Here is a 24,196-nt window from a genome sequence, read left to right as displayed (position 1 = left end):
GGCAGGACAAGGACCAGCGGCATGTATCGTTACGACGAATTCGACGAGCGCTTCGTGCGCGAGCGCGTCGCCCAGTTCCGCCATCAGGTGGAGCGCCGGCTCGACGGCTCGCTGTCGGACGACGAGTTCAAGCCGCTGCGCCTGAAGAACGGGCTCTATCTCCAGCTCCACGCCTACATGCTGCGCGTCGCCGTGCCCTACGGCACGCTGAATTCGAAGCAGATGCGCCAGCTGGCCCTGATCGCCGAGAAGTACGACAAGGGCTACGCGCATTTCACGACGCGCCAGAACCTCCAGTACAACTGGCCGAAGCTGAAGGACGTGCCCGACATCCTCGACCTTCTGGCCGACGTCGAGATGCACTGCATCCAGACGTCCGGCAACTGCATCCGCAACGTGACGGCGGACCAGTTCGCGGGCGTCGCCGCCGACGAGGTCGAGGACCCGCGCCCGACCGCCGAGCTGATCCGGCAGTGGTCGAGCCTCCACCCGGAATTCTCGTGGCTGCCGCGCAAGTTCAAGATCGCCGTCACCGGCGCCGAGCACGACCGCGCGGCGATCAAGGTCCACGACATCGGCATCCGCGTGCTGCGGCACCCGGAAACCCGGGAGATCGGCTACGAGATCATCGTGGGCGGCGGCCTCGGCCGCACGCCGATGATCGGCAAGGTGATCCGCGACTTCCTGCCGAAGGACGAGCTTCTCGCCTATCTCGAGGCCGTGATGCGCGTCTACAACGCGGAAGGACGGCGCGACAACAAGTACAAGGCGCGCGTGAAGATCCTCGTCCACGAGATCGGGACGGACGAGTTCAAGGCGCGCGTCGAGGCCGAGTACGCTCAGCTGAACGGCCCGACGATCAACGCGCCGGAGGAGGAAGTCGAGCGGATCGCCCGCTACTTCGCACCGCCCGTCTACGAGGCGCTGCCCGCGACGTCGCACGTGCTCGACGCCGCCCGTGCGGCCGATCCCGAGCTCGACCGCTTCGTCGAGCAGAACGGCTTCCCGCACCGCCAGCCCGGCTACATCGCGCTGACCGTGTCGCTGAAGCCGATCGGCGGCGTGCCCGGCGACATGTCGGACGCCGAGATGCGCGCCTTCGCCGACATCGCGGAGCGCTATTCGTTCGACGAGTTCCGCGTGACGCACATCCAGAACCTCGTGCTGCCGCACGTGAAGCTCGACGACGTGCCGGCAGTCCATGCGGCGCTGAAGGCGGCGGGCCTTGCGACGGCCAATGCCGGCCTCGTGACCGACATCATCGCCTGCCCCGGCCTCGACTACTGCGCGCTGGCGACCGCCCGTTCGATTCCGATCGCGCAGGACATCTCGAACCTCTTCGCGAGCGACGAGCGCCAGAAGGATCTCGGCCCTCTCCAGATCAAGATCTCGGGCTGCATCAACGCCTGCGGTCACCACCATGTCGGCCATATCGGCATTCTCGGCCTCGAGAAGTCGGGCCGCGAGAACTACCAGATCACGGTCGGCGGCGATGCCTCGGAGAACGCGGCGCTCGGCGAGCGGGTCGGTCCCGGCATCGACGGCGACCAGGTGCCCGGCGCGATCGAGGCGCTGGTCGAGGTCTACAAGCGCGAGCGGCAGGGGTCCGAGACCTTCATCGATACGGTGAAGCGCGCAGGCCTCGAGCCCTTCAAGGAGGGTTTCACCGCCTATGTCGCCCGCGAGACCGCGGGAGAGCCGGCATGAGCCTTCTTCTCGACGAGACCGGCGCCAAGGCCGACACGTTCTCGCGCGTTGAGGACGGCGCCGACCTGTCGCTTCACGAGGGCGCAGTGATCGTGCCGCTCACCACGATCGACCAGGCGATCGCCGATCGGCGCAACACGCCGCTCGGCCTCCATGTCGGCGGCGAGACGCCGGTCTGCGCGCTGGAAAGCTATCTCGGGACGGTCGACCTTATCTCGATCGGCTTCCCGTCCTTCTCGGACGGGCGCGGCCTGTCGCTCGCCAAGCGCCTGCGCCGCGCCGGGTTCAAGGGTACGCTGCGCGCCTCCGGCCCGCTGATCGCCGACCAGTTCCGCGAGGCGCTGGACTGCGGCTTCGACGAGATCGAACTGCCCGACGCGATGGCCGCGCGCCAACCCGTCGAGCAGTGGATGGCGGCCAAGGACATCGTGCGCGACCACTACCAGACCGGCTATGGCGAGGAGATGAGCATCCTCCAGAAGCGCCTTGCCGCGCAGCGGGAGCGGGCATGAGCGCCGCGCTCGACACCCGGGTCGAGGCGCTGAATGCCGCGTTCCCGGCGATGAGCCCGTTGGAGCGCCTCCAGCACCTTCGCGAGACCGTGCCCGGCCGCATCGTCTTCACCACCTCGCTCGGGATCGAGGACCAGATGCTGACGCACCTGATCTTCACCAACGCGTTGAAGATCGAGGTCGTGACCCTCGACACCGGCCGCCTGTTTCCGGAGACCTACACGCTCTGGCAGGAGACCGAAGAGAAGTACGGCCGCCGCATCAAGGCCAAGTACCCGCAGGCGGACGCGCTGGAGTCGCTGATCGACGACCAGGGCATCAACGGGTTCTACTTCGCGCCGGAACTGCGCAAGGCCTGCTGCGGGGTGCGCAAGGTCGAGCCCCTGAACCGCGCGCTCGAAGGCGCCAGCGCCTGGATCGCGGGACTGCGCCGCGATCAGTCTGCCAACCGCGAGAGCATGGAATTCGCAAGCGCCGACCATGCGCGCGGGCTCGTCAAGGCTAACCCGCTCTTCGACTTGACGCGGGCCGAGATCGCGGCGTTCACGGCGCGCCACGGTGTTCCCGTCAACGCCCTGCACGGCCGCGGCTTCCTGTCGATCGGCTGCGCCCCCTGCACCCGTGCCATCCGGCCCGGCGAGGTTGAGCGTGCCGGACGCTGGTGGTGGGAGGACGAGACCCGGCGCGAATGCGGCCTCCACGTCGATGACCCGGCCGCCGTCAGCGACACGGAGGAGGCGAAGGCCGCTCTCTTCGAGCGGGCCGACATCTGACCCGAGCTGCGTTCGCCCGGGCAGACCGGCCGATGGATAGTCGGGCTCCGGCCCATAGGAAAGCCTACGCCATGAAGCACATGACGCATTTGCAGCGCCTGGAAGCGGAATCGATCTTCATCATCCGGGAGGTCGCGGCGACCGCAGAGAACCCGGTGATGCTCTATTCGATCGGCAAGGACTCGGCCGTGATGCTGCATCTGGCCATGAAGGCCTTCGCGCCCGGCAAGCCGCCCTTCCCGCTCCTTCATGTCGACACGACCTGGAAGTTCCGCGAGATGATCGAGTTCCGCGACAAGATCGCGAAAGATCTCGGCCTCGACCTCATCGTCCACATCAACGAGGAGGGCGTGAAGGCGGGCGTCAATCCGTTCGATTCGGGCAGCCGCGTCCACACCGACGTGATGAAGACGGAAGGCCTCAAGCAGGCGCTGGCGAAGTACAAGTTCGACGCGGCCTTCGGCGGCGCGCGGCGCGACGAGGAGAAGTCGCGCGCCAAGGAGCGGATCTTCTCCTTCCGCTCGGCCGAGCACCGCTGGGAGCCGAAGAACCAGCGCCCCGAGCCGTGGCGCCTGTTCAACACCCGCAAGCGGCAGGGGGAGAGCTTCCGCGTGTTCCCGCTGTCGAACTGGACGGAAGCCGACGTCTGGGACTACATCGCGCTGGAGAACATCCCCGTCGTGCCGCTGTATTTTGCGAAGAAGCGCCCGGTCGTGGTGCGCGACGGCATGATCATCATGCGCGACGACGAGCGCATGAAACTCCTGCCCGGCGAGAGCGTCGAGGAGATGACCGTCCGCTTCCGCACGCTCGGCTGCTACCCGCTGACGGGCGCCGTTCGCTCGGAGGCCTCCGACCTCCAGGGGATCATCTCCGAGATGCGCGGCTCGCGTTCGTCGGAACGCGAGGGCCGGCTGATCGACAAGGATGGCGGCGCCTCGATGGAAGAAAAGAAGCAGGAAGGCTACTTCTGATGAGCGGTGCGCTGAAGACCCAAGACACCGCCGCCGGCGACGAGATCCTGGCGGCTTCCGCCAACGAGCGGGCGCTCGTCGAGGACGAGACCTTCGCAGGCCCAGCGCCCGACGGCGCGGTGGCCGACGCCGCCTCGGGCGAGATCGTCGACCCGCAGGCCGACATGCCGCTTCTGGCCTCGCCCGCCGAATCGCTCCTGCGCTTCATCACCTGCGGCTCGGTCGACGACGGCAAGTCGACCCTGATCGGCCGCCTCCTCTACGACACGAACTCGGTCTTCGACGACCAACTCGACACGTTGAAGCGCGACTCCAAGAAGTTCGGCACGACCGGCGAGGATCTCGACTTCGCGCTGCTCGTCGACGGTCTGTCGGCCGAGCGCGAACAGGGCATCACGATCGACGTCGCCTACCGCTACTTCTCGACCGGCAAGCGCGCCTTCATCATCGCCGACACGCCGGGCCACGAGCAGTATACCCGCAACATGGCGACCGGCGCCTCCCAGGCCGAGCTCGCCGTGATCCTCGTCGACGCGCGAAAGGGCATCCTGCCCCAGACGCGGCGCCACTCGTTCATCACCTCGATGGTCGGCATCAAGTCGGTGATCGTCGCGATCAACAAGATGGACCTCGTCGACTTCGACGAGGCGACCTTCCGCGAGATCGTGAAGGGCTACGAGGCGATCCGCCCGAGCCTCGGCTTCACCAGCGTCACCTATATCCCGCTCTCGGCCAAGAACGGCGACAACCTCGCCTCGCGCTCCCCTGCCGCACCCTGGTACGACGGGCCGACGCTTCTGGAGGCGCTGGAGCGCGCCGAGCCGGAGACGCTCCAGGCCGGCTCGCCGCTCTTCCGCCTGCCGGTTCAGTGGGTGAACCGGCCGAACCTCGACTTCCGCGGCTTCTGCGGCACCGTTGCGGGCGGGCGCGTGCGAAAGGGCGACGCCGTCCTCTCGCTGCCGAGCCGCCAGCGCAGCCATGTGAAAGGCATCTTCGGCCCGAACGGCGAGGTCGAGGAGGCCGAGGACGGCGAGGCGGTCACGCTGACCCTGACCGACGAGATCGACGCGTCGCGCGGCGACGTGATCGTGCGCGAGGGCGACGCGATCGCGCCGCAGACGCGGCTGGAGGCCGAGATCCTCTGGATGGTGGACCGGCCGCTGATCGCCGGCGCGCGCGTCATCGCCAAGCTCGCCTCGGCGCAAACGCCGGCGACCGTGCGCGCTTTGCGCGAGGCGGTCGACATCCATTCCTACCAGCCGCGCGCCGCCAACGCGCTCCTGATGAACGAGATCGGCCGCGTCACCCTCGCCTTCGACAAGCCGCTGGTGGCGACGACCTATGGGGAAAGCCGCGAGCTAGGCGCCTTCATCCTGATCGACCAGCTGACCAACGAGACGGTGGCGCTCGGCATCGTGACCGCGCTCACCGAGGCGCAAACGACGCTTCTCGGCATGCCGGCGCCTGTGACCGCCGCGAAGGGCCAGCCTGCCGCCCCGCGCTCGGCCTTCGACCGTGCCAAGGCGGAATGGCTAGGCCCCTCGCTCGCCAGCGACGCCCGGCGCGCGCGCGGCGTGACGCTGTTCCGCGGCGCGGCGGCGGTGATGATGGCGGTCATCGCCCTCCTTCTCGGTCTCGCCGTCTGGCAGGCGCTGATCCTCGGCGTCCTCGACTTCGTGCTGCGCCCCTATCTCCGGCGCCTCATGGTGCCGGCCGAGACGGAGGCGCTGCCGGTCGACCCGACCGACGTGCGCGACGGCGCAGGGATCTGAACGAGAACAGGGCGGGGTCGCGAGATCCCGCCCTTCTTCGTCCAAACGGCGGACCGGTTTACGGGGCGACGGACCGCCTCAATCCAGCGGCCGCGCCTCCGACGGCAGCATGATCGGGATGCCGTTGCGGATGGGATAGGCGAGGCGCGCCGCGCGCGAGACGAGTTCGCCGCGTTCCGCGTCGTAGCTCAGCTGCCCCTTGGTGAGCGGGCAGACCAGAAGCTCCAGCAGCTTCGGGTCCGGCCGGTTGCGCTCGGCTTCGTCCGGCATGCGGCGTCCTTTCCGGTTCTGGTCCAGCGGTCGGCTATTGCAGGATCTGGCCGCCGCCGTCGCCCGAATTCTCGCGCGCCAGCGAGATTTCGGTGATCGCCACGAGCGTCTCGGCGCGCGTCTTGAGGTCGGGCGCCTCGAGCAGCGCCTGCTTCTCGGCCGCACCATAGGGCGACATCATCGACAGCGCGTTGACCAGCGTCTCGTTGGAGGCCTTCGACACCGAGTCCCAGTCGGCCTGCAGCTGGTTCGCCTCGAGATACATGCGGAAGGCCTTCAAGAGCCCCTCGCGATCCACGTCCTCGGCACCCTCGCCGGGGTCGAGATCGGCCGAGAACGGCGCGATGCGGCAAAGACGGTAGGGCTCGCGGCCGGCCGTCTCCTCGAGGACGCGGAACCGCGCAATCCCCTGCAGGCTGATGACGTAGCGCCCGTCGCCGCTTTCGGAAAACGAGGTGAGGCGCCCGAGACAGCCCACGGCGCACAGCTCCGGCTCGCCGTCTGAGCGCATGGCCCCGTCGAGGCGCGGCTGGATCATGCCGATCACGCGATCGCCGGCAATCGCATGGTCGAGCATGGCGAGATAGCGCGGCTCGAAGATGTTGAGCGGCATCTGCCCGCCCGGCAGCAGCAGGGCGCCCGTCAGCGGGAACACGGGCACGACCTCGGGCAGATCCGACAGGCTACGGTAGTTGACGTTTCCGACCTGAACCACGGCTGGGATCCTCCTTCGCGTCCTCGCCCAAGTGGCGCAGCGGCGGGCGGCGCCAAGTGCGGCGCTTCGCTCGGCCGCCCCGCGTTCAGCGGAACAGGAGCGAGGAGAGCTTGCGCCGGCCGTCCTTGGTCGCGGGGTCCATCGGCCCCCACGCCTCGAAGAATTCGAGGAGCTTGCGCCGCGCCCCGTCGTCCTCGAACGTGCGGTCGCGCTTCACGATCTCGAGAAGCTGGTCGGCCGCGCCCGCCCGGTCGCCCTTGGCCTGCGCGATGAGCGCGAGGTCGTAACGCGCCTGATGGTCGTCGGGGTTGGCGGCGAGGCGCGCCTCAAGCGCCGAAGCGTCGCCGAGACCCGCGATCTCCTCCTGGAGCTTCAGCCGCGCGCGCACGGTCGCGAAGGCCGGATCGTCGAGCACCGACGGCGGCATCGCGTCGGCGAGCGACTGCGCGCGCGCCGTGTCGCCGGCCGCGAGATAGCATTCGGCGAGCCCCGCGGCCGCCTTGGCGTTCTCCGGGTCGTGCTGGAGGACGGCGCCGAAGAGCTGCGAGGCCTGAGCCGCGTTGCCGGCGGCGAGGAACCCAGCCGCCTGCTCCAGCGCCTCCGCGAGCGGATCGCCGCCCGGCGCAGCCCGGCCGGCGGTCAGGCGATCGATGAAGGCCTTCACTTCGCTCTCGGGCAGCGCGCCCATGAAACCGTCCACCGGCTGGCCGTCGACGAAGGCAAAGACGGCGGGGATCGACTGGACGCCGAGCTGTCCGGCGATCGAGGGGTGCTCGTCGATGTTCATCTTCACGAGCTTGACGCGCCCGCCAGCGGCCTGCACCGCGCGCTCCAGAACCGGCGTCAGCTGCTTGCAGGGCCCGCACCAGGGAGCCCAGAAGTCGACGAGGACCGGCTGGTTGCGCGATTCGCGCACCACGTCGGCCGAGAAGGCGGCGGTGGTCGTGTCCTTGACGAGCTCGCTGGCCGGCGCCGGCGCCGCGCTCCGTCCGGTGCCGCCGAGCCCTGCGGCCGTGGTCTGGGCGCCATAGCCGCCGAGCTGCGAGGCATAAGGATTGTTGCTCATCGACACCGTCCGCGTGACTGGAAGACCTGCCACCCGTCCGCGCGCTGCAGCGCCACCGGTGGGGCCCTTCTCGAAAAACTCGTCCCCGGACATCGCCTGTCGCTCGCCCGGTCCCGTTCGGGATGACAGGTCGCAATATCGTGCGCAAGCGCCGCCCCATCAAGGCGGACGCGGCCGGGCGGATCGCGTGCGCGGGCAGGCCCTTCGAAGGCGGCTGCAGAGCGCCGGGCCGGGCCGTCCCTCGAAGCGTCGCATCATCGTCATTTTCCCTGTTGCAATCCTCCGCCGGTTGGGCCATAAGCCGCTCACCGCAGACGCCGAGGCGACAGTCCAATGGCGGAAGCGAGGAGCGGGCGGGCGTAGCTCAGGGGTAGAGCACAACCTTGCCAAGGTTGGGGTCGTGGGTTCGAATCCCATCGCCCGCTCCATTTTTCCCAGATTCTCCATACTTCTTCGAGTGCGACGGTGACCGGTTTGCTGCTGTCGTCATCTAGAATGTGCCAAGGCGTCCGGTCGGTGACGCTGTCGGATCGAAAGACCGTCGCTTTCGTGGGCCGAGAGGACGGTGTTGGTTTTCTTCCATCGTCCTCCTTCACCCGACTGTCTGCGTGCCGATCCTCGCTGCCCGCACTCGCGACCGACGTTTGATTCGGCCTTTCCCGGATCGGCATTGTCGGGCACGACGTTGCGTCATCCTCACTTAAGTCGTGAGACGCGTGAATCTTCTATTGGAGGTTGACGCGGCTTTGCTAAGCTTGCGCCAAACTGGAGCAGGCTTCGTCGGGCGGCGAAGAGCCGTGATGATCCGGTCGCGCAGTATGTGAATGGGGCGGGCCCGTGGATTGGATCATGCGCTGGGTGGTCGTCGCGGCCCTCTTGTCCTCCGCTTCGGTGGCAAGGGCGGAAGGATCCGCCGATTTCGTCTTCGGCATCATCAAGGAAATGGCCAAGAGCCAGGAGCGGGGCCGCCGCGCGGCGCCTCCTGCTGCACGCCGGGCGGTGACGACCTGGCTCGTCATCGCCAGCCGCGAGGATCCGCAGGAAGCCGTCGCCCTCGCAGAGAGTTACGCCCCGATGATCGGTCCGACCGCCGTGATCCAGAGCCGAAACGGGCGATACGCGGTCGTGGCCGGGACGCTCAACCGGGACAAGGCCAAGCCGAACCTCGAAGCGCGGAAGGCGATGCACATCATTCCGCAGGACTCGTTCCTGTCGGACGGCCAGAACCTCGATCGTGTGGTCTGGAATTCGTTCGACGGCGACGGATCGCTCGATCTGATGACGCGACCGGTCTATCGCCAGTCCATCCAGCGTCTGCAGGCGGCCCTGTCGCGTCTCGGTCTCTACCATGGGCCCGTCGACGGGTTGATCGGACCATCGACCGGGGTGGCGTTCTCGGCCTATGTCGATCGTTACGGCCTGCCGTTCGGCGAGGTGGTCGACACCTATACGCTGTCGTCCATCGAGCAGACGGCGACCGACGGCTTCCGCAGCAATTCGGAGCGCAGCCTCGCTCAGGCGCGCGGCTTCCAGGATGCCGCGACCTATCAGCAGGCGGAGGCAGGCGGCTTTCCCTCCGCGACGGCCTTCAGCGAGGCCCGCACCCTCGGCTTCCAGACGCAGCGTGACTGGGATCAGGCGACGTCCGGCGGATTTCGTCGCGGCGATGAGTTCGTCCGCGCCCGTGCCGGGGGCTTTGCGACGGCGTCCGAGTATCGCTCGGCGCAAGTGGACGGCTTCGACACGGCCCGCGAACACGAGGCGTTTCGTCGATCCGGGTTCACGAGTTCCAACGAGTTTCGCGAGGCACAGGCCAAGGGGTTTTCCGACAAGTCCGCCTATCAGCGGGCGGAAGCCGATGCCCTGAAGGCGGCGCGGCGCGAGGCGACGGACCTTCTCTCCGATGCCGACGCGTTCCTTCGCCTCAACCCGCAGACGCCGAACCTTCTCGATATCGCGGCCGAGGCCGCGACCCTGAAAGGCGGGATGGCATCGGCATCGGCGACGGATCTCGCCGCGACGGCCCTCCGGTTGCGCACGGCCCTTTCGCAGGCGCCCGCATTTGCCGTCTTCGAAGCGGCTCGCGGCGAGGAGCGCGTTCGCGAGGCGGCGGCGCGCCGGATCGCGCTCCAGACCGAGTTGGAAACCACACGCGGCCAGATGGCGGCTTGGGTCGCGGCCAACCTCGCCTCGCCGAAGTTGCCGGGCGTCGTCGCCGAACTGAAGCTCCTGACGGATGACGCGAAGAGCGACGATCTGGATGTCCTCTCGACCGCCCGCGATCGCGCCATCGCCGCCGTGCAGAAACAGGGTCTCGCCAGCGAAATCGCGCTTCTGACGCGCAAGGACACGGCAGTCTCCAACGGGGCCGGCACCCTCCCCCAGGCGGTCAGCATCACGGCGGCCAACGCGGTCCTCTTGCAGGGGCCGCCGGACGACGTCGTCGTTCTCTACAACACGAGCCCGCGAGCGCCATCGCTCGCGCGCAATCTCGTCGGCGCCTTCACGTTCCGGACGGGCCAGGCCTCCCTATGTCTCCATGGTCTCCCACAGACGCCGGCTCTCGAGCGCGCCTTGGCGAGCGAACTGGAGCGCTTTGATGGTCGTGCCGCTATCATCTCCGCCAGCCCTTGCGGTCCGATGGACGTCGCCAACCGCGATCTCCTCCTGATCCAACGACGCGCCTTCCTGGCGGCGCCGCCGTCCATTGCCTTGCCGTTTCTTGAGGCTCTGGAGACTGCGTCGTTGCGCGTCTTCGACGTCATGCCCTTCCGCGACGTCGCCAAGCGGATGGACGAGGAGCGGTTGCTGTCCGACACGATCCGGGACGACGTGGCGAACGAGCGGCGGAACGACTATGGCGCCCTGATGCTCGCGACAGGCAAGGCGGCGATCTGCGCGACGGTATCGGAAGACCGCGGCGCGCATGACGAGATGCTGAGCCGGATCTCGAGCTACGCCGCGACGGAAATCAGTCAGCGGCCTATGACGCGCTTTGCGAGCCTCGACGAGACGTTCCTGGCCGCCAAGGCCGAGGAATGCCGCCTCGTCTACGGCTCCGAGCATGCCTTGAAGCTTCTGGCCGATGGTCTGAAGCGCGATGGCCGGGCGGCGAGCTTCCTTCCCCTCTGGTACGAGCGCAAGTCCCTGGAAGAGAACGTTGCCGGTCTCGTGACGGCGAGGCAGGAGGCCCTGCGCCAGGCGGAGGAACGCCGGGTGGCGGCGGAAGGGGAGCGCAGCGTCGCGCAACGCGCCGCCGACGCGAAGGCACAGACGCGAGGAGCGCGGGAGGCCGACTTGCGGTCGCGCTACGGCGCCGAGGCCGCGGCCCTTCTCAACCGCTTCTCCGAAGGGCTCAAGAGGCGAATGATCGCGCAGCCGGGCGTCGTCCTCGCCGGCGACGACGAGAAGGCCTCCGCGGAGATCGCGGCGCTGTTTCCCGCCGTGGAGAACTGGCGGCGCGGATTGCCGGCGCAGGACTGGCAGCCGACCGCCGTCGATCTGACGATCGCCGACTACGGCATGGCCCGGTGGGACGACCGTGCGCTCGAGGCCATCGCCATGGAGGCGCGGGTTCGGGTCGTCAGCCAGGAGCGCGGGCGATACGACGAGGCCTGCTTCCTGATCGCCGCCATCGTCGACGGCGAATTCCTGCGATACCGCGATCCGTTCGAAGCGCCCTGCGACGACGACGTCGCCGAGCTCGATCGGTGGAAGGTCGGCCACCAGTTGGAAAGCCGCTGGCTGGCGCCTTGAGGCGCTTTTGGAAGCCGCGTCCCGTCAGGGCGCGGCGGTCGGCTCGTGGAGCGTCAGGCTCCAGAGAAGCAGCGGCGGAAGGGGCGTCCAGAGGCCCGTGCGCACGCCGGCGGCGCGAAGCATGGCGGCGGTCCAGGTGTTGCAGCCGAGAAGAAGGTTGAACGGCCCCCGCGCCTCGTAGAAATGGTCGAACGCGCCGTAGGCAGCATTCGGGATCAGCTGCGGCGCGCCGTCCGAGGCGGGCTGGAAGCTGTCCGCGACGGCCTCAAGAAGCGCGGCGAAGGCGGCGTCCCCGAGGTCGACGCGGACGAGGCCAGGCTGGTCGCCCTCGACCCGGCCGCCGAGCGCGACATGCAGGACGGATCGGTCGATCGTCGCCGAGCGCCAGACGGCGTCGAGGGTCAGGTCGCCCCAGGTCGGCGTCTGGGTGTAGAAGGCGCGGCCGCCCCATCCGACAACGATGGTGGCGAGCGCGGGATGGCCGAGGTCGAGCCCGTCGCGCGCCAGGAAGGCGAAACGGTCCCGCACCGCCGGCGTCGCGGGCAGGAGAATGTCGGTGTGGATCGGGTTGGCCGCGAGATAGATCGCGTGGCGTCCCGCAGCCTCGCCAGGCGGGGGGAACGACAGCGCGGCCGGCCGGGGCACGACGAGGCCGAGCACCATCAGCCCCGCCGCCGTGGCGACCAGCGCAAGGACGACCGCGAGCGCGCGGCGCAACGGGATTGCCCTGACGCTCCGACGGCGCCTACTGCTCGCCGAGCTTCATCGACGGATCGTAGTCCTTGCCCTCGACGACCTTGGTCATCGGCTGCGCGCACTTCATCACGCCCTCCTTGGCGTCGAAGGCGTAGGCCGGGCTGCCCGCCAGCTCCCAGCCCTTGGACAAGGCGAGGCTGACGCGGTGGCAGAAGGCCGAATCGTCGGGGCCGGTCAGAAGGCGGTAGAGCTTCATGGGTCGTTAGTCCTTTCGGTTTCGGATGAGGGCCGCGCGGGCGAGCAGCGCCTCGGCTTCCGCGAGATGCAGCCGCTCGACCATGCGCGTGCCCAGGCGAATCACGCCGCGGCCGCGATGGGCCGGATCGGAGAAGGCCGCGACGATCGCCTCGGCGCGCGCGATCTCGTCCGGTGTCGGCCCGAAGGCCGCGTCCGCCGGGTCGATCTGCGACGGGTGGATCAGCGTCTTGCCGCAGAAGCCGAAGCGTCGGCCGGCGGCGCATTCGGCCGCAAACCCTTCGGCGTCCGCCAGATCGTTGAAGACGCCGTCGAGCACCGGCACGCCGTGCGCATGGCCGGCGACGAGGATGGGGCCGATCCAGGGCATCAGTTCGGGCCGCCCCGGCGAGACGAGGAGCCCCGCGGCCAGCGCGAGGTCGTTCGGTCCGACGACCAGCGCGCCGAGCGGGCGCGACAGCGCGGCGCCCGCGATCGCGCCGGCCCGGAGGACACCCATCGGCGTCTCCACCATCGCCCAGAGGGCCAGCGCGGGCGGCGCGTCGCAGTGCTGGAGCGCGGTGTCGGCCTCCTCCAGCGCCTCGGGGCCCTCCACTTTCGGCAGGAGGATCGCATCGGCCCGCACCGCGCAGGCCATCAGGAGGTCTTCCGTGCCGGCCGGCGTGTCGAGCGGGTTGATCCGCACGACGCGGAGGGGACCATCGGCCGCCTGACGGCCGCGGGTCGCCAGATGGCCGCGCAGGCGTTCGCGCGCCGCGCCCTTCTCGCCCTCGGCGGCCGAATCCTCAAGGTCGAAGATCAGCGCGTCGACGGCGAGCAAGGCCGACTTCTCGAGCGCGCGCGCATTGGCGGCCGGCACGAAGAGGGCGGAGCGCAGGAGCGCGGCGGGGGTGCGGGTCATCGACCCTCCCTGCCCGATCGCACGCGCGCGTTCAAGCGGGCGCGACGAGGCTTTTGCCTCGGCGTTGAAGGGTGTATCGAGGCCCGACCGCCAGCCTGACGAGGAAAGGACGCGTTTCCCATGCAGAAGTTCGACCATCTGACGGGCGTCGCCGCGCCGCTTCCGATCCTCAATGTCGACACCGACATGATCATCCCGAAGGACTACCTGAAGACGATCAAGCGCACCGGGCTCGGCGTCGGCCTCTTCGCCAACATCCGCTACCGGGAGGACGGCTCGGAGGACGAGAACTTCGTTCTCAACAAGCCGGCCTACCGCCAGGCCGAGATCTTGGTCGCCGGCGACAATTTCGGCTGCGGGTCGAGCCGCGAGCACGCCCCGTGGGCGCTCCTCGACTTCGGCATCCGCTGCGTGATCTCCACGTCGTTCGCCGACATCTTCTACAACAACTGCTTCAAGAACGGCATCCTGCCGATCCGCGTCTCCCAAGACGAACTCGAAGCCCTGATGGGCGACGCCGGCAAGGGCGCGAACGCGAAGCTGACGGTGGACCTCGAGGCGCAGGAAATCCGCCGCCCGGACGGGGGCGTCGTGCGCTTCGACATCGACCCGTTCCGCAAGCACTGCCTCCTCAACGGGCTCGACGACATCGGCCTGACGCTGGAGCAGGAGGGCGGCATCACCTCGTTCGAGACGAAGCTCGCCGAAACGCGCCCCTGGGCCTGACACGCCGCCGAGCGCCCACTTCGCCTGATCGAAAGGACCCTTCATGACGACGTACAAGCTCCTCCTCCTGCCCGGCGACGGCATCGGACCCGAAGCCATGGCCGAGGTCGGCAAGATCGTCGCCGTCCTGAACGGGGCCGGCGGCGACCGGTTCGAGACGGAGGAGGCGCTGGTGGGGGGCGCCGCGATCGACGCGCACGGCGTGCCGATCGCGGATCGCGACATGGATCGCGCGCTCGCGGCTGACGCCGTGCTCTTCGGTGCCGTCGGCGGCCCGAAATGGGACGGCGTCGCCTACGAGATCCGCCCCGAGGCAGGTCTCCTGCGGCTTCGTAAGGACATGGCGCTGTTTGCGAACCTTCGCCCGGCGATCTGCTATCCCGCGCTCGCCGAAGCCTCGTCCCTGAAGCGCGAGCTCGTCGACGGGCTCGACATCCTGATCCTGCGCGAGCTCACCGGCGGCGTCTATTTCGGAAGCCCGAAGGAGATCATCGACCTCGGTGAAGGCCAGAAGCGCGGCATCGACACGCAGGTCTACGAGACCTACGAGATCGAGCGCATCGCCAGAGCCGCCTTCGAGGCCGCCCGCACCCGCAAGGGCAAGGTCACCTCCATGGAGAAGCGCAACGTCATGAAGACGGGCGTCCTGTGGAACGAGGTGGTGAGCCGCGTCGGTCGCGACGAATACCCGGACGTGCGCCTCGAGCACATGCTGGCGGATGCCGGCGGCATGCAGCTCGTTCGCGCGCCGAAGCAGTTCGACGTCATCGTCACCGACAACCTCTTTGGGGACATGCTGTCCGACATCGCGGCGATGCTCACCGGCTCGCTCGGCATGCTGCCGTCGGCCTCGCTGGGTGCGCCCGACGCCGCCACAGGCAAGCGCCGCGCGCTTTACGAGCCGGTGCACGGCTCCGCGCCGGACATCGCCGGACAGGGGATCGCCAACCCGATCGCGATGATCGCCTCCTTCGCGATGATGCTGCGCTACTCCTTCGCGCTGACGCGCGAAGCCGACGCGCTGGAAGCTGCGATCGCGGCGGTTCTGGAATCCGGCACCCGCACCGGCGACATCATGGCGCCCGGCTGCCGGCAGGTCGGCACCGCCGAGATGGGCGATGCGGTGGCCGCCGAGTTCGCGCGCCGCCTCGCGGCCTGATCCTTTCGATCATCCGAAAAAGAAAGGGCCCCGGCATCGCTGCCGGGGCCCTTTTTCATGTCGGCCGTCTGCGTCAGTCGGCGAGGTCGACGCCCTTCTTCTCGCGCACGAAGAGGAGGCCGATCGCGACCGTGAGCAGGGCGAAGATCACCGGATACCAGAGCCCCGCGAAGATATCGCCGGTCGAGGCGACGATCGCGAACGAGGTGGCCGGCAGGAGGCCGCCGAACCAGCCGTTGCCGATGTGGTAGGGCAGGGACATGGCGGTGTAGCGGATGCGCGTCGGGAAGAACTCGACGAGCGCGGCGGCGATCGGGCCGTAGACGATGGTCACGTAGATCACCATCACCGTCAGGATCGCGATCACCTTCAGCGCCTGCGGGTTGCCGAGCGCCGAGAAGAAGCCGTCGATCTTCACCTTCGCCGGGTCGGTGGCGGCGGGGTAGCCAGCCGCGACCATCGCGGGTCCGAGCGCCTCGGTGAAGGCCTTGGCGTCGGTGAAGGCGATCGGCGTGCCGCCGTTGACGACGAGCTGCGCCGGGGTGCCGGCGGGCGCATCGACCTGCGTGTAGCGGAAGGCCTGCTGCGACATGGTGCGGCGCATGACGTCGCAGGGGCTCGTGAAGGTGCGGATGCCGACCGGATCGAACAGCGAGCCGCAGGTGGCGGGATCGGCGACGACTTCGGCGCGCACGTTCTGGATGGCGCTGGAGTAGGTCGGATTGGCGGCCTGAGTCAGCGCGCTGAACAGCGGGAAGTAGGTGGCGGCCGCAAGCAGGCAGCCCGCCAGGATCACCGGCTTGCGGCCGATGCGGTCGGACAGCGCGCCGAAGATCAGGAAGCCGGGCGTCGCGATGATGAGCGCCCAGGCGATCAGGACGTTGGCGGTCAGGAGGTCGATCTTCAGCACCGTCTGCAGGAAGAACAGCGCGTAGAACTGGCCGGTGTACCAGACCACCGCTTGGCCGATCACGAGGCCGAACAGCGCGATCAGCACGATCTTGCCGTTCTTCCAGTTGCCGAAGGCCTCCGACAGCGGCGCCTTGGACTGCGTGCCCTCCTCCTTCATCTTCTGGAAGATCGGCGATTCGTGCATCTGCAGGCGGATGTAGATCGAGATCAGGAGAAGGATGATCGACAGGAGGAAGGGAATGCGCCAGCCGCCCTCGAGCCCGAAGAACAGGGGCTGCGAGGTCTGGAACGCGTCCTCGCCCATGTTGAGGCGCAGCGTCACGATCACCGCGAGCGACAGGAGGAGGCCCATCGTCGCCGTGGTCTGGATCCAGGCGGTGTAGAAGCCGCGGCGGTTGCGCGGCGAATGCTCGGCGACATAGACCACCGCGCCGCCGTACTCGCCGCCGAGCGCCAAGCCTTGCGCCATGCGCAGCGCGACGAGGATGATGGGCGCCGCAACGCCGATCTGGTCGTAGCTCGGCAGGAGGCCGACCGCGAAGGTCGACAGGCCCATGATGAGGATGGTGAGGAGGAACGTGTACTTGCGGCCGACGAGATCGCCGAGCCGGCCAAACACGAGCGCGCCGAACGGGCGGACCAGGAAGCCGGCGGCGAATGTCAGGAGCGCGAAGATCGCCTGTGTCGCCGGCGGGAACTGCGAGAAGAACTGTTTGCCGATGATCGCGGCGAGCGTTCCGTAGAGATAGAAGTCATACCATTCGAAGACCGTGCCGAGCGAGGAGGCGATGATCACCTTCCGCTCCCGCTTCGTCATGGGTTTGCGTTCGGACGCCAGATCGGCGCTCGTTGGATAACTCGTCACGCCCTTGCCCTCCCAGGCCGCGTTGGTGCGGCGGCGCTCCGCGGCGCCTTAACCGGAAAAGTTACCGAATTCTGACGGAAAGGGAAGTTGCAAACTTGTCTTCGCCACAATCACAGGAATGTCATCCGGGTCGCGCGCGCTGGAACCGACGCCGGGTACCCGCATTCATCTCCCAACTCAACTGATCGGGAGCATCCCCATGATCCGCAGCATCCTCAAGGCCCTCTTCGTCGGCTGGGTCACCAAGAAGGTCACGCAGCGCGCCGCCCGCGACACGGTGCGCCCCCGTCCGATGGGCGGCGCCTATCCGGACCGTCGCATCTGACATTCGGCATCCGTTTCGACGGATCGCGGCCGGCGCCTTCGGGGGCCGGCCGTTTTCGTTTGCCGCCTCCATTTCGGCGACCTCATCCCGGCGATTGACTTCACCGCGTCGAGAGCGCATGAGCCTTGCCCATGTCCGCGCTCACCCTGACCAAAACCACGATCATTATCTGACCGCTCGTCCCGCTTGCCCCCGGGACGGGGCGACAGGAGCGTGACTTCAGGTTCTCGGGGCGAAGAACTGGCGGGTTTCAAGATGGGCTACAAGGTGGCTGTGGTCGGCGCGACGGGCAATGTCGGCCGCGAGATGCTCAATATCCTCGACGAGCGCGGCTTTCCGGCCGACGAAGTGGTGGCGCTGGCCTCGCGCCGCAGCCAGGGCACCGAGGTGTCCTACGGGGACAAGACCCTCAAGGTGAAGGCGCTCGAGAACTACGACTGGGCGGGCACCGACATCTGCCTGATGTCGGCCGGCGGCTCCGTCGCCAAGGAGTGGGCGCCGCGCATCGGTCAGGCCGGCTGCGTCGTGATCGATAACTCCTCCGCCTTCCGCTACGACGCCGACGTGCCCCTGATCGTGCCGGAAGTGAACGCCGACGCCGTCACCGGTTTCACCAAGCGCAACATCATCGCCAATCCGAACTGCTCGACGGCCCAACTCGTCGTGGCGCTGAAGCCGCTGCACGAGAAGGCGACCATCAAGCGCGTCGTCGTCTCGACCTACCAGTCGGTTTCCGGCGCCGGCAAGGAGGGCATGGACGAGCTCTTCGAGCAGAGCCGAGCCGTCTTCGTCGCCGATCCGGTGACCGCGAAGAAGTTCACCAAGCGCATCGCCTTCAACGTCATTCCCCATATCGACGTCTTCATGGAAGACGGCTCGACCAAGGAAGAGTGGAAGGTGATGGTCGAGACCAAGAAGATGCTCGACCCGAAGATCAAGGTCACCTGCACCGCGGTGCGCGTGCCGGTCTTCATCGGGCATTCCGAGGCGGTCAACATCGAGTTCGAGAACCCGATCACGGCCGACGAGGCGCGCGAGATCCTGCGCGAGGCACCCGGCTGCCTCGTGATCGACAAGCAGGAGGACGGCGGCTACGTCACGCCGATCGACACCGCCGGCGAGGATGCGACCTATATCAGCCGCATCCGCGAGGACCAGACGCTGGAGAACGGCCTCAACATGTGGGTCGTCGCCGACAACCTGCGCAAGGGCGCCGCGCTCAACGCGATCCAGATCGCCGAGCTTCTCGTGAACCGCAAGCTGATCGGCCAGCGGAAGGCCGCCTGACGCCGCTTCCGCCCGAACAGATCGAGGCCGGTCTCCCTTAGAGGGGGCCGGCCTTTTTCGTGGCTGCCCTCCCGATCGGCAGTCGGCCACGATTTGCGCACCGAACGGCCCGCGCGGTCCCGGCGTTGGTCCCGTGATCCAACGGGAAAGACGACATGGCCGCTTCGCTTCGCACGCTCTCGGGAATGGTGGTGGTGCTGACGGGCGCAAGCTCGGGCATCGGCCGGGCAACGGCGCTGGAGGCCGCCCGGCGCGGCGCGCGCCTTGCCCTCGTCGCGCGGGGTCAGCAGGAACTCGAAGCCGTGCGCGCCGAGGTCGAGGCGCTGGGGGCCGAAGCGATCGCCCTGCCGGTGGATGTCTCCTCCGACGAGGCCGTGCGCAGCGCGGCCGAGGCGGTGGTCGCCCGCTTCGGACGCTTCGACGCCTGGGTCAACAATGCGGGCGTCGCGGCCTACGCGACGCTCACCGACCTGCCGCTCACCGATCACCGGCGCCTGTTCGAGACCAACTACTGGGGTACGGTCCACGGCTCGCTCGTCGCCATCGCCCATTTCCGCTCGCGGCCGGGGCGCGGCCGCCTCGTCAATGTCGGCTCGGTCAACGGCGACGTGCCAGTGCCGCTGCTCAGCGCCTATTCCGCTTCGAAGCATGCCGTGAAGGGCTTTACCGACGCGCTGCGCATGGAGCTTCTGGCCGCCGGCGACCGGATCGACGTCGTGCAGGTCAAGCCGTCCGGCATCGCCAGCGCCCTGCCCCACCACGCGCGCAACCACCTCACCGCCGAGCCGCGCGTCATGCCGCCGCTCTACGCGCCAGAACTGGTCGCCACGTCCATCTGCGACGCGCTGGAGCGGCCTGTGCGCGAGGTCACGATCGGCCTTCCCGGCGGTCTCCTGCGCCTCGGCATGGCGGTGGCTCCCAGCCTCACCGACCGGGTCATCGCCGCCATCGTGCCGCCCATCACCCATTCGCGCCATCCCCTGACGCCGACCGACAATCTCGACCGGCCAACCGAGGGCGGCCGCATCCATTCGCCTTATACGCGCGGCATCCCGATCAGCCCCTACACCGCTCTCCAGCCGCATCGCGCGGCGCTCAAGATCGCCGGCCTGTCGCTCGGGGCGCTCTGGCTTCTCGCCCGGCGGCGGCGGCGATGACACGGCCGGGGCATTTATTTTCAGGCCGGAGACGAAAGCGGGTCGTCAGCCCCAATCCAGCCCAGACTGTTTTCTAGCCCTTTCCTCACGACCATCGAGGGCCTCCCGCCGCACGAGGAGCCCCGAACCATCGGAAGGCTGGAACTCGTCATGAAGAAGCTCATCCTGGCTGCCGTCGCGTCGGCGAGCCTTTTGGCCGGCTGCACCACCGACCCTTATACCGGCGAGCAGAAGATCTCGAACACCGCGGGCGGTCTTGGCATCGGCGCAGGCGCGGGCGCGCTCGGCGGCTACCTCGTCGGCCGCGCCACGGGCACCGATCCCGGCCGCGCCGCGCTGATCGGGGCCGGCATCGGCGCCATCGGCGGTGGTGGCATCGGCGCCTACATGGACCGCCAGGAGGCCGACCTGCGCGCCCAGCTGCAGGGCACGGGCGTCTCCGTCACCCGCCAGGGCGACCGGATCATCCTCAACATGCCCTCCAACATCACCTTCGACACCAACGAGGACCAGGTCCGCTCGGAGTTCTATCCGACGCTCCAGTCCGTCGCGATCGTGCTCAACAAGTACGACCGCTCGATCGTCGACGTCGCGGGCAACACCGACAACGTGGGCGGCGAGGGCTACAACTTCGCCCTGTCGCAACGCCGCGCCTCCTCGGTCTCGCAGTTCCTGGCAAGCCAGGGCGTCAACCCGCGCCGCCTCAACACGCAGGGCTACGGCATGAGCCGCCCGATCGCCTCCAACGCCACGGAAGCCGGCCGCGCCCAGAACCGCCGCGTCGAGATCTCCATCTCGCCGCTTGAAGCCGGCTGATCGGAGCGGGAGCACGGGATCGAGGCGGGGCTGCCGCCCCGGTCCGCGCTCGGGAAGGAATTCCCGAGCCCTTCTTTCTTTTTGACATGAAAACGGGGGCCGCTGGCCCCCGTTTTCATGTCACCCGAGATGGGGGGTCCAGGGGAATCATTCCCCTGGCGGGGTGCAGGGGCGGCGCCCCTGCCTCACACCCGCGATGCCCGCCCGTCCATCCGCCAGCTCAAGGCGGCGACGGCCAGCGCGCAGAGTGCCAGCGCGGCGGCAGCGAGCGGCAGGGCGTCGTAGCCGAGGCCGGCGGAGATCATCATGGCGCCGACCCAGGCGCCGAAGGCGTTGCCGAGGTTGAAGGCGCTCTGGTTGATGGTGGAGGCGAGATTGCGCGCGCCTTGCGACGTCGCGACGATGCGCATCTGGATCGGCGAGGTGAGGCCGAAGACCACCATGCCCCAGAGGAGCATCAGGGCGACCATGACGACGGGGCTCGACGCGAAGACGTGGATGCCGACGAGGATCGCGGCCATGGCAGCGAAGAGCCCCATGATGGAGGGCATGAGCTTCCAGTCCGCGAGCCTGGCGCCCGCGAGGTTGCCGATGGTCATGCCGGTGCCGAGCACGAAGAGGAGGTAGGGAACGCTGGTCTCGGCAAGGCCCGTCACGCCGACGAGCAGGGGCGCGATGTAGGTATAGAGGACGAAGAGCGCCGAGGAGGCGAGGACGCTCAACGACATGGCCAGGAGTACGGGCGGACGCACGAGGGCGCGCAGCTCTTCGGCAAAGCGCACGCCGGGGCGCGGCCGGCTGACGGGCACGAACAGGAAGATCATCGCGGCGGTCGCGGCCGCGAGCGCGCTGACCACGAAGAAGGCGGAACGCCATCCGAAGGCTTGGCCGATGACGGTGCCGAGCGGCACGCCGAAGACGTTGGCGAGCGTCATGCCGACGAAGAGCATGGAGATTGCCTGCGCCTCCTTGCCGGGCCGGGCGATCTCGGCGGCAAGCACCGCGCCGATGCCGAAGAAGGCGCCGTGGGCGAGCGCGGTGAAGAGGCGCGCGGCCATCAGGAGCGCGTAGGTCGGCGCCAGCGCGCAGGCGAGGTTGCCGGCGAAGAACACGAGCGCCAGGAGGAACAGCGTGCGCCGGCGCTCCCAGCGCGAGGTGAGGACGGCGAGGAGCGGTGCGCCGAACACGACGCCGAGCGCGTAGCCGGTGACGAGGAGGCCGGCCTGCGGGATCGAGACGCCGAGGTCGCTCGCCATCGTGGGCAGAAGGCCCATGATCCCGAACTCGCCCGCGCCGATCACGAAGGAGCCGAGGGACAGCGAGGCGAGCGCCAGGCCGACACGAGGTGCGGCGCGGTCACGCGCCTGCGTCAGGTCGGCCGGACGGACGGCGGGGGCGGACGGGTGGGTCATGGATCAATCACTCATGCGAATCAGCCGCAGGCTGACCACGAATCGGTATCGTGCACCATGTCCCGAATTGCATGTCAGGCATGCGAAGACGGGCCCGGTTCCGCGGCCACGTCGTCGAAGGTCTTGATATCGGCGATATTGGACAACTAAGGGTCGATAATTCAGTAACGATGTTGTCGCGAGCCGCGGCGACTGGACCAATATACGCGACTACGTTATTTGTCCGAAAAACTTCGAGAGGGTTGAAATGGACAGCAGTAAGGACGTCTCGCGTCGGGCTCTGACGGCTCAGATCGTCAAGGCCTATGTCAGCAAGAACCATGTGACGCGCGACGACCTGGCGCCCCTGATCGGCGTCGTCTACGCCTCGCTCGACTTCGATGCTGCCAAGGAGCCGGAAGCGGCGCCGGCCGCACCGCTGGTGCCGGCGGTTCCGGTCAAGAAGTCGGTGACGCCGGACTATCTGATCTGCCTCGAGGACGGCAAGCAGTTCAAGTCGCTGAAGCGCCACCTCAAGACGCATTACGACCTGACCCCCGAGGCCTATCGCCAGAAATGGGGCCTCGCGCCGGACTATCCGATGGTCGCGGCCAACTATGCCGCCAAGCGCTCGGAACTGGCCAAGAGCATCGGCCTCGGCCGCAAGGCCGCGCCGGAGATGGAGCCCGAGGTCGAGGAGGCGCCCGCCCCCGTGGAGGTGGAGGCCGAGAAGCCCGCAAAGCGCCGCCGCGCCACCAAGAAGGCGGCCGCCGCCGAGTAAGTCATCCGCCCTCGGGCCGGCGTCTCGTCGGCCCGAGGCCTGACCGGCGCCGCCCGCTGCGCCGTCCCGCTCAGGCCTTCTCCCGATCGCCCAGCGCCTTTCACCATCCGGTGATGCGACATCGCGCCCGCCCCGCGGGTGGGAACGATTGCCCCGCCCGCCGATTGCGCCACGACGCACACGGCCGGAGACGACCCCGACATGAAGCCGCTTTCCACCGCGTTCGCCGTCCTGCTCGTCGCAGCCGGAGGGCTCGCAGCGACTGCCTATGGGTTCGGCTGGCCGGAGCCCGTGGCCGCGCTTCTGCCCGGCGCGACCGCGGAAGCCGAGGCGGAGGAGCGCGAGGAGCCGCCGACGCCGGTGGTTCTGGCGAAGGCGGGGCTCGCCGACATCGCCCTGACGCTCGAAGCCGTCGGCGACACGGTGGCGCGCGAAAGCGTGACCGTCTCGGCGCGCGTGTCGGGCCGGGTGCAGGAGATCGCCTTCACCGACGGGCAGGACGTTGCCGAGGGCGATATCCTCGTGCGCCTCGATCCGGCCGATGCCGAGGATCAGGTGCGCGTCGCGGAAGCGGCGGCCGACGAGGCACGCCAGGCCTTCGGCCGCGCCGCGCAGTTGGCGCAGGACGGCACGGGCCCCCGTGCCGTCGCCAACGACCTGCAGCGGCAGGCGGAAGCGGCCGAGGCCGAGGTCGCCTCGGCACGCGAGCGGCTCGACGACTACAACATCCGCGCCCCCTTCGCCGGCCGCCTCGGCCTTCGCAACATCAGCCTTGGCGCCCTGATCCAACCGGGCGCGGAGGTGGCGCTGCTCGATGCCGTCGATCCGATCGAGATCCGCTTCACGGTGCCGGAGCGCTATCTCGGTCAGATTCGCATGGGCGCGCCGATCGAGGCGACGTCCGTCGCCTTCTCCGACGAGCGGTTCCGCGGCGAGGTCACGGCGATCGCAAGCCGTGTCGATCCGGCGCTGCGCACCGTGATGATCGAGGCGAGTGTGCCGAACGGCGACGAGAAGCTCCTGCCGGGCATGCTGATGAACGTGACCGTGGAGACCGGCCAGCGCGAGGACGCCGTCGTGGTGCCGCCGCTCGCGGTGCAGGTCGAGGGCGCGAACCATTTCGTCTTCGCCGCCAACGACGGCAAGGCTGAGCGCGTCGAGGTGCGCGTCGGCCAGCGGGACGCCGATCAGGTCGAGCTTCTGGAAGGACTGGAGGCCGGACGGCAGGTCGTGGTCGAGGGCTTCCAGGACCTCACCTCCGGCCAGGCGATCGAGCCGAAGGATGCGGGTGAGGGCGACACTCCGCCCGCCCGCGACGGGCCGGAGACCGGCCCCGGCGAAGCCCAGGCCGCCACCCCGGCCGCAAGGGGCTGATCGTTC

General features: G+C 68.6%; 22 protein-coding genes and 1 tRNA gene. 15 read left to right on the top strand and 8 right to left on the bottom strand.

Annotation, left to right across the window (positions count from 1 at the left end):
• Positions 1–21 precede the first annotated feature (21 nt).
• The 5 genes from ACLNGM_RS04640 to cysN all read left to right on the top strand — a co-directional run bounded on the left by ACLNGM_RS04640 (position 22) and on the right by cysN (position 5,738).
• Complete coding sequence (locus ACLNGM_RS04640) at positions 22–1,707, top strand: nitrite/sulfite reductase (RefSeq protein WP_416357393.1); 1,686 nt, start codon at positions 22–24, stop codon at positions 1,705–1,707.
• Positions 1,704–2,219: a DUF934 domain-containing protein gene (locus ACLNGM_RS04635; RefSeq protein WP_416357392.1), complete on the top strand. Its 516-nt coding sequence runs from the start codon at positions 1,704–1,706 to the stop codon at positions 2,217–2,219. Before ACLNGM_RS04640 ends, ACLNGM_RS04635 begins: the two co-directional genes overlap by 4 nt.
• Complete coding sequence (locus ACLNGM_RS04630; protein ID WP_416357391.1) at positions 2,216–2,992, top strand: phosphoadenylyl-sulfate reductase; 777 nt, start codon at positions 2,216–2,218, stop codon at positions 2,990–2,992. Before ACLNGM_RS04635 ends, ACLNGM_RS04630 begins: the two co-directional genes overlap by 4 nt.
• Before the next feature lie 71 nt (positions 2,993–3,063).
• Complete coding sequence (cysD, locus tag ACLNGM_RS04625; RefSeq protein WP_416357390.1) at positions 3,064–3,966, top strand: sulfate adenylyltransferase subunit CysD; 903 nt, start codon at positions 3,064–3,066, stop codon at positions 3,964–3,966.
• A complete protein-coding gene (cysN, locus tag ACLNGM_RS04620) occupies positions 3,966–5,738 on the top strand; it encodes a sulfate adenylyltransferase subunit CysN (RefSeq protein ID WP_416357389.1) in 1,773 nt (590 codons plus the stop codon). Before cysD ends, cysN begins: the two co-directional genes overlap by 1 nt.
• Positions 5,739–5,816: 78 nt before the next feature.
• On the opposite strand, the gene ACLNGM_RS04615 is transcribed toward cysN, so the two are convergent.
• From ACLNGM_RS04615 to trxA, 3 genes are all read right to left on the bottom strand, one after another.
• Entirely contained in the window at positions 5,817–6,008 is a 192-nt protein-coding gene (locus ACLNGM_RS04615; protein ID WP_090963369.1) for a Trm112 family protein, read from the bottom strand.
• A 34-nt stretch (positions 6,009–6,042) separates the two neighbouring features.
• Entirely contained in the window at positions 6,043–6,723 is a 681-nt protein-coding gene (locus tag ACLNGM_RS04610; protein ID WP_090963368.1) for an LON peptidase substrate-binding domain-containing protein, read from the bottom strand.
• An 85-nt stretch (positions 6,724–6,808) separates the two neighbouring features.
• Positions 6,809–7,795 carry a thioredoxin gene (gene trxA, locus ACLNGM_RS04605; protein WP_175526845.1) on the bottom strand — a complete coding sequence of 329 codons (987 nt, stop codon included), beginning with the start codon at positions 7,793–7,795 and terminating at the stop codon, positions 6,809–6,811.
• 347 nt (positions 7,796–8,142) lie between these two features.
• On the opposite strand from trxA, the gene ACLNGM_RS04600 reads away from it, so the two are divergent.
• Both ACLNGM_RS04600 and ACLNGM_RS04595 read left to right on the top strand, forming a co-directional pair.
• Positions 8,143–8,217, top strand: a tRNA-Gly gene (locus ACLNGM_RS04600).
• Positions 8,218–8,638: 421 nt separating this feature from the next.
• Positions 8,639–11,545, top strand: a complete 2,907-nt coding sequence (locus ACLNGM_RS04595) for a hypothetical protein (protein WP_416357388.1) — start codon at positions 8,639–8,641, stop codon at positions 11,543–11,545.
• A 24-nt stretch (positions 11,546–11,569) separates the two neighbouring features.
• Here the strand turns inward: ACLNGM_RS04595 and ACLNGM_RS04590 are convergent, their stop codons facing one another.
• From ACLNGM_RS04590 to ACLNGM_RS04580, 3 genes are read right to left on the bottom strand one after another with little or no spacing between them, the layout of a single operon-like run.
• Positions 11,570–12,262, bottom strand: coding sequence for a TIGR02117 family protein (locus ACLNGM_RS04590; RefSeq protein ID WP_416357387.1), 693 nt, complete (start codon positions 12,260–12,262; stop codon positions 11,570–11,572).
• Positions 12,263–12,290: 28 nt separating this feature from the next.
• On the bottom strand, positions 12,291–12,497 hold the full coding sequence (locus ACLNGM_RS04585; RefSeq protein WP_090963362.1) for a DUF1737 domain-containing protein: 207 nt from the start codon (positions 12,495–12,497) through the stop codon (positions 12,291–12,293).
• Positions 12,498–12,503: 6 nt separating this feature from the next.
• Complete coding sequence (locus ACLNGM_RS04580; RefSeq protein ID WP_416357386.1) at positions 12,504–13,397, bottom strand: HpcH/HpaI aldolase/citrate lyase family protein; 894 nt, start codon at positions 13,395–13,397, stop codon at positions 12,504–12,506.
• A 120-nt stretch (positions 13,398–13,517) separates the two neighbouring features.
• On the opposite strand from ACLNGM_RS04580, the gene leuD reads away from it, so the two are divergent.
• On the top strand, positions 13,518–14,123 hold the full coding sequence (gene leuD / locus ACLNGM_RS04575; protein ID WP_416357385.1) for a 3-isopropylmalate dehydratase small subunit: 606 nt from the start codon (positions 13,518–13,520) through the stop codon (positions 14,121–14,123).
• Between the two features lie 43 nt (positions 14,124–14,166).
• Positions 14,167–15,282, top strand: coding sequence for a 3-isopropylmalate dehydrogenase (gene leuB / locus ACLNGM_RS04570; RefSeq protein WP_416357384.1), 1,116 nt, complete (start codon positions 14,167–14,169; stop codon positions 15,280–15,282).
• Positions 15,283–15,355: 73 nt separating this feature from the next.
• On the opposite strand, the gene ACLNGM_RS04565 is transcribed toward leuB, so the two are convergent.
• Positions 15,356–17,011, bottom strand: a complete 1,656-nt coding sequence (locus ACLNGM_RS04565) for an MFS transporter (protein ID WP_416358385.1) — start codon at positions 17,009–17,011, stop codon at positions 15,356–15,358.
• Positions 17,012–17,258: 247 nt separating this feature from the next.
• Between ACLNGM_RS04565 and ACLNGM_RS04560 the strand changes: the two genes are divergently transcribed.
• From ACLNGM_RS04560 to ACLNGM_RS04545, 4 genes are all read left to right on the top strand, one after another.
• On the top strand, positions 17,259–17,384 hold the full coding sequence (locus ACLNGM_RS04560; RefSeq protein WP_280137645.1) for a hypothetical protein: 126 nt from the start codon (positions 17,259–17,261) through the stop codon (positions 17,382–17,384).
• 255 nt (positions 17,385–17,639) lie between these two features.
• Positions 17,640–18,671 carry an aspartate-semialdehyde dehydrogenase gene (locus ACLNGM_RS04555; protein ID WP_090963354.1) on the top strand — a complete coding sequence of 344 codons (1,032 nt, stop codon included), beginning with the start codon at positions 17,640–17,642 and terminating at the stop codon, positions 18,669–18,671.
• A 155-nt stretch (positions 18,672–18,826) separates the two neighbouring features.
• Positions 18,827–19,828, top strand: coding sequence for an SDR family oxidoreductase (locus ACLNGM_RS04550; RefSeq protein WP_416357383.1), 1,002 nt, complete (start codon positions 18,827–18,829; stop codon positions 19,826–19,828).
• A 150-nt stretch (positions 19,829–19,978) separates the two neighbouring features.
• The gene (locus ACLNGM_RS04545; RefSeq protein ID WP_090963350.1) at positions 19,979–20,644 is read left to right on the top strand and encodes an OmpA family protein; all 666 of its coding nucleotides are present in this window, start codon (positions 19,979–19,981) and stop codon (positions 20,642–20,644) included.
• Between the two features lie 185 nt (positions 20,645–20,829).
• On the opposite strand, the gene ACLNGM_RS04540 is transcribed toward ACLNGM_RS04545, so the two are convergent.
• Entirely contained in the window at positions 20,830–22,056 is a 1,227-nt protein-coding gene (locus ACLNGM_RS04540) for an MFS transporter (RefSeq protein ID WP_416357382.1), read from the bottom strand.
• 247 nt (positions 22,057–22,303) lie between these two features.
• Here ACLNGM_RS04540 and ACLNGM_RS04535 point away from each other — a divergent pair, with 247 nt between their 5' ends.
• Positions 22,304–22,816, top strand: coding sequence for a MucR family transcriptional regulator (locus tag ACLNGM_RS04535; RefSeq protein WP_416357381.1), 513 nt, complete (start codon positions 22,304–22,306; stop codon positions 22,814–22,816).
• A gap of 201 nt (positions 22,817–23,017) precedes the next feature.
• Positions 23,018–24,190 carry an efflux RND transporter periplasmic adaptor subunit gene (locus tag ACLNGM_RS04530; protein WP_416357380.1) on the top strand — a complete coding sequence of 391 codons (1,173 nt, stop codon included), beginning with the start codon at positions 23,018–23,020 and terminating at the stop codon, positions 24,188–24,190.
• Positions 24,191–24,196: the final 6 nt, after the last annotated feature.

Source organism: Aureimonas phyllosphaerae, assembly GCF_047943035.1.
In the GTDB taxonomy this organism is placed as follows: domain Bacteria; phylum Pseudomonadota; class Alphaproteobacteria; order Rhizobiales; family Rhizobiaceae; genus Aureimonas; species Aureimonas phyllosphaerae.
This window is presented reverse-complemented; position numbering and strand designations above follow the sequence as displayed.

What these genes read in the sequence shown, in the direction of transcription:
- ACLNGM_RS04640 (WP_416357393.1), top strand. Translation starts at nt 22, where the DNA reads ATGTATCGTTACGACGAATTCGACGAGCGCTTCGTGCGCGAGCGCGTC.
- ACLNGM_RS04635 (WP_416357392.1), top strand. Translation starts at nt 1,704, where the DNA reads ATGAGCCTTCTTCTCGACGAGACCGGCGCCAAGGCCGACACGTTCTCG.
- ACLNGM_RS04630 (WP_416357391.1), top strand. Translation starts at nt 2,216, where the DNA reads ATGAGCGCCGCGCTCGACACCCGGGTCGAGGCGCTGAATGCCGCGTTC.
- cysD (WP_416357390.1), top strand. Translation starts at nt 3,064, where the DNA reads ATGAAGCACATGACGCATTTGCAGCGCCTGGAAGCGGAATCGATCTTC.
- cysN (WP_416357389.1), top strand. Translation starts at nt 3,966, where the DNA reads ATGAGCGGTGCGCTGAAGACCCAAGACACCGCCGCCGGCGACGAGATC.
- ACLNGM_RS04615 (WP_090963369.1), bottom strand. Translation starts at nt 6,008, where the DNA reads ATGCCGGACGAAGCCGAGCGCAACCGGCCGGACCCGAAGCTGCTGGAG.
- ACLNGM_RS04595 (WP_416357388.1), top strand. Translation starts at nt 8,639, where the DNA reads ATGCGCTGGGTGGTCGTCGCGGCCCTCTTGTCCTCCGCTTCGGTGGCA.
- ACLNGM_RS04585 (WP_090963362.1), bottom strand. Translation starts at nt 12,497, where the DNA reads ATGAAGCTCTACCGCCTTCTGACCGGCCCCGACGATTCGGCCTTCTGC.
- ACLNGM_RS04580 (WP_416357386.1), bottom strand. Translation starts at nt 13,397, where the DNA reads ATGACCCGCACCCCCGCCGCGCTCCTGCGCTCCGCCCTCTTCGTGCCG.
- leuD (WP_416357385.1), top strand. Translation starts at nt 13,518, where the DNA reads ATGCAGAAGTTCGACCATCTGACGGGCGTCGCCGCGCCGCTTCCGATC.
- leuB (WP_416357384.1), top strand. Translation starts at nt 14,167, where the DNA reads ATGACGACGTACAAGCTCCTCCTCCTGCCCGGCGACGGCATCGGACCC.
- ACLNGM_RS04565 (WP_416358385.1), bottom strand. Translation starts at nt 17,011, where the DNA reads ATGACGAAGCGGGAGCGGAAGGTGATCATCGCCTCCTCGCTCGGCACG.
- ACLNGM_RS04560 (WP_280137645.1), top strand. Translation starts at nt 17,259, where the DNA reads ATGATCCGCAGCATCCTCAAGGCCCTCTTCGTCGGCTGGGTCACCAAG.
- ACLNGM_RS04555 (WP_090963354.1), top strand. Translation starts at nt 17,640, where the DNA reads ATGGGCTACAAGGTGGCTGTGGTCGGCGCGACGGGCAATGTCGGCCGC.
- ACLNGM_RS04550 (WP_416357383.1), top strand. Translation starts at nt 18,827, where the DNA reads ATGGCCGCTTCGCTTCGCACGCTCTCGGGAATGGTGGTGGTGCTGACG.
- ACLNGM_RS04545 (WP_090963350.1), top strand. Translation starts at nt 19,979, where the DNA reads ATGAAGAAGCTCATCCTGGCTGCCGTCGCGTCGGCGAGCCTTTTGGCC.
- ACLNGM_RS04540 (WP_416357382.1), bottom strand. Translation starts at nt 22,056, where the DNA reads ATGACCCACCCGTCCGCCCCCGCCGTCCGTCCGGCCGACCTGACGCAG.
- ACLNGM_RS04535 (WP_416357381.1), top strand. Translation starts at nt 22,304, where the DNA reads ATGGACAGCAGTAAGGACGTCTCGCGTCGGGCTCTGACGGCTCAGATC.
- ACLNGM_RS04530 (WP_416357380.1), top strand. Translation starts at nt 23,018, where the DNA reads ATGAAGCCGCTTTCCACCGCGTTCGCCGTCCTGCTCGTCGCAGCCGGA.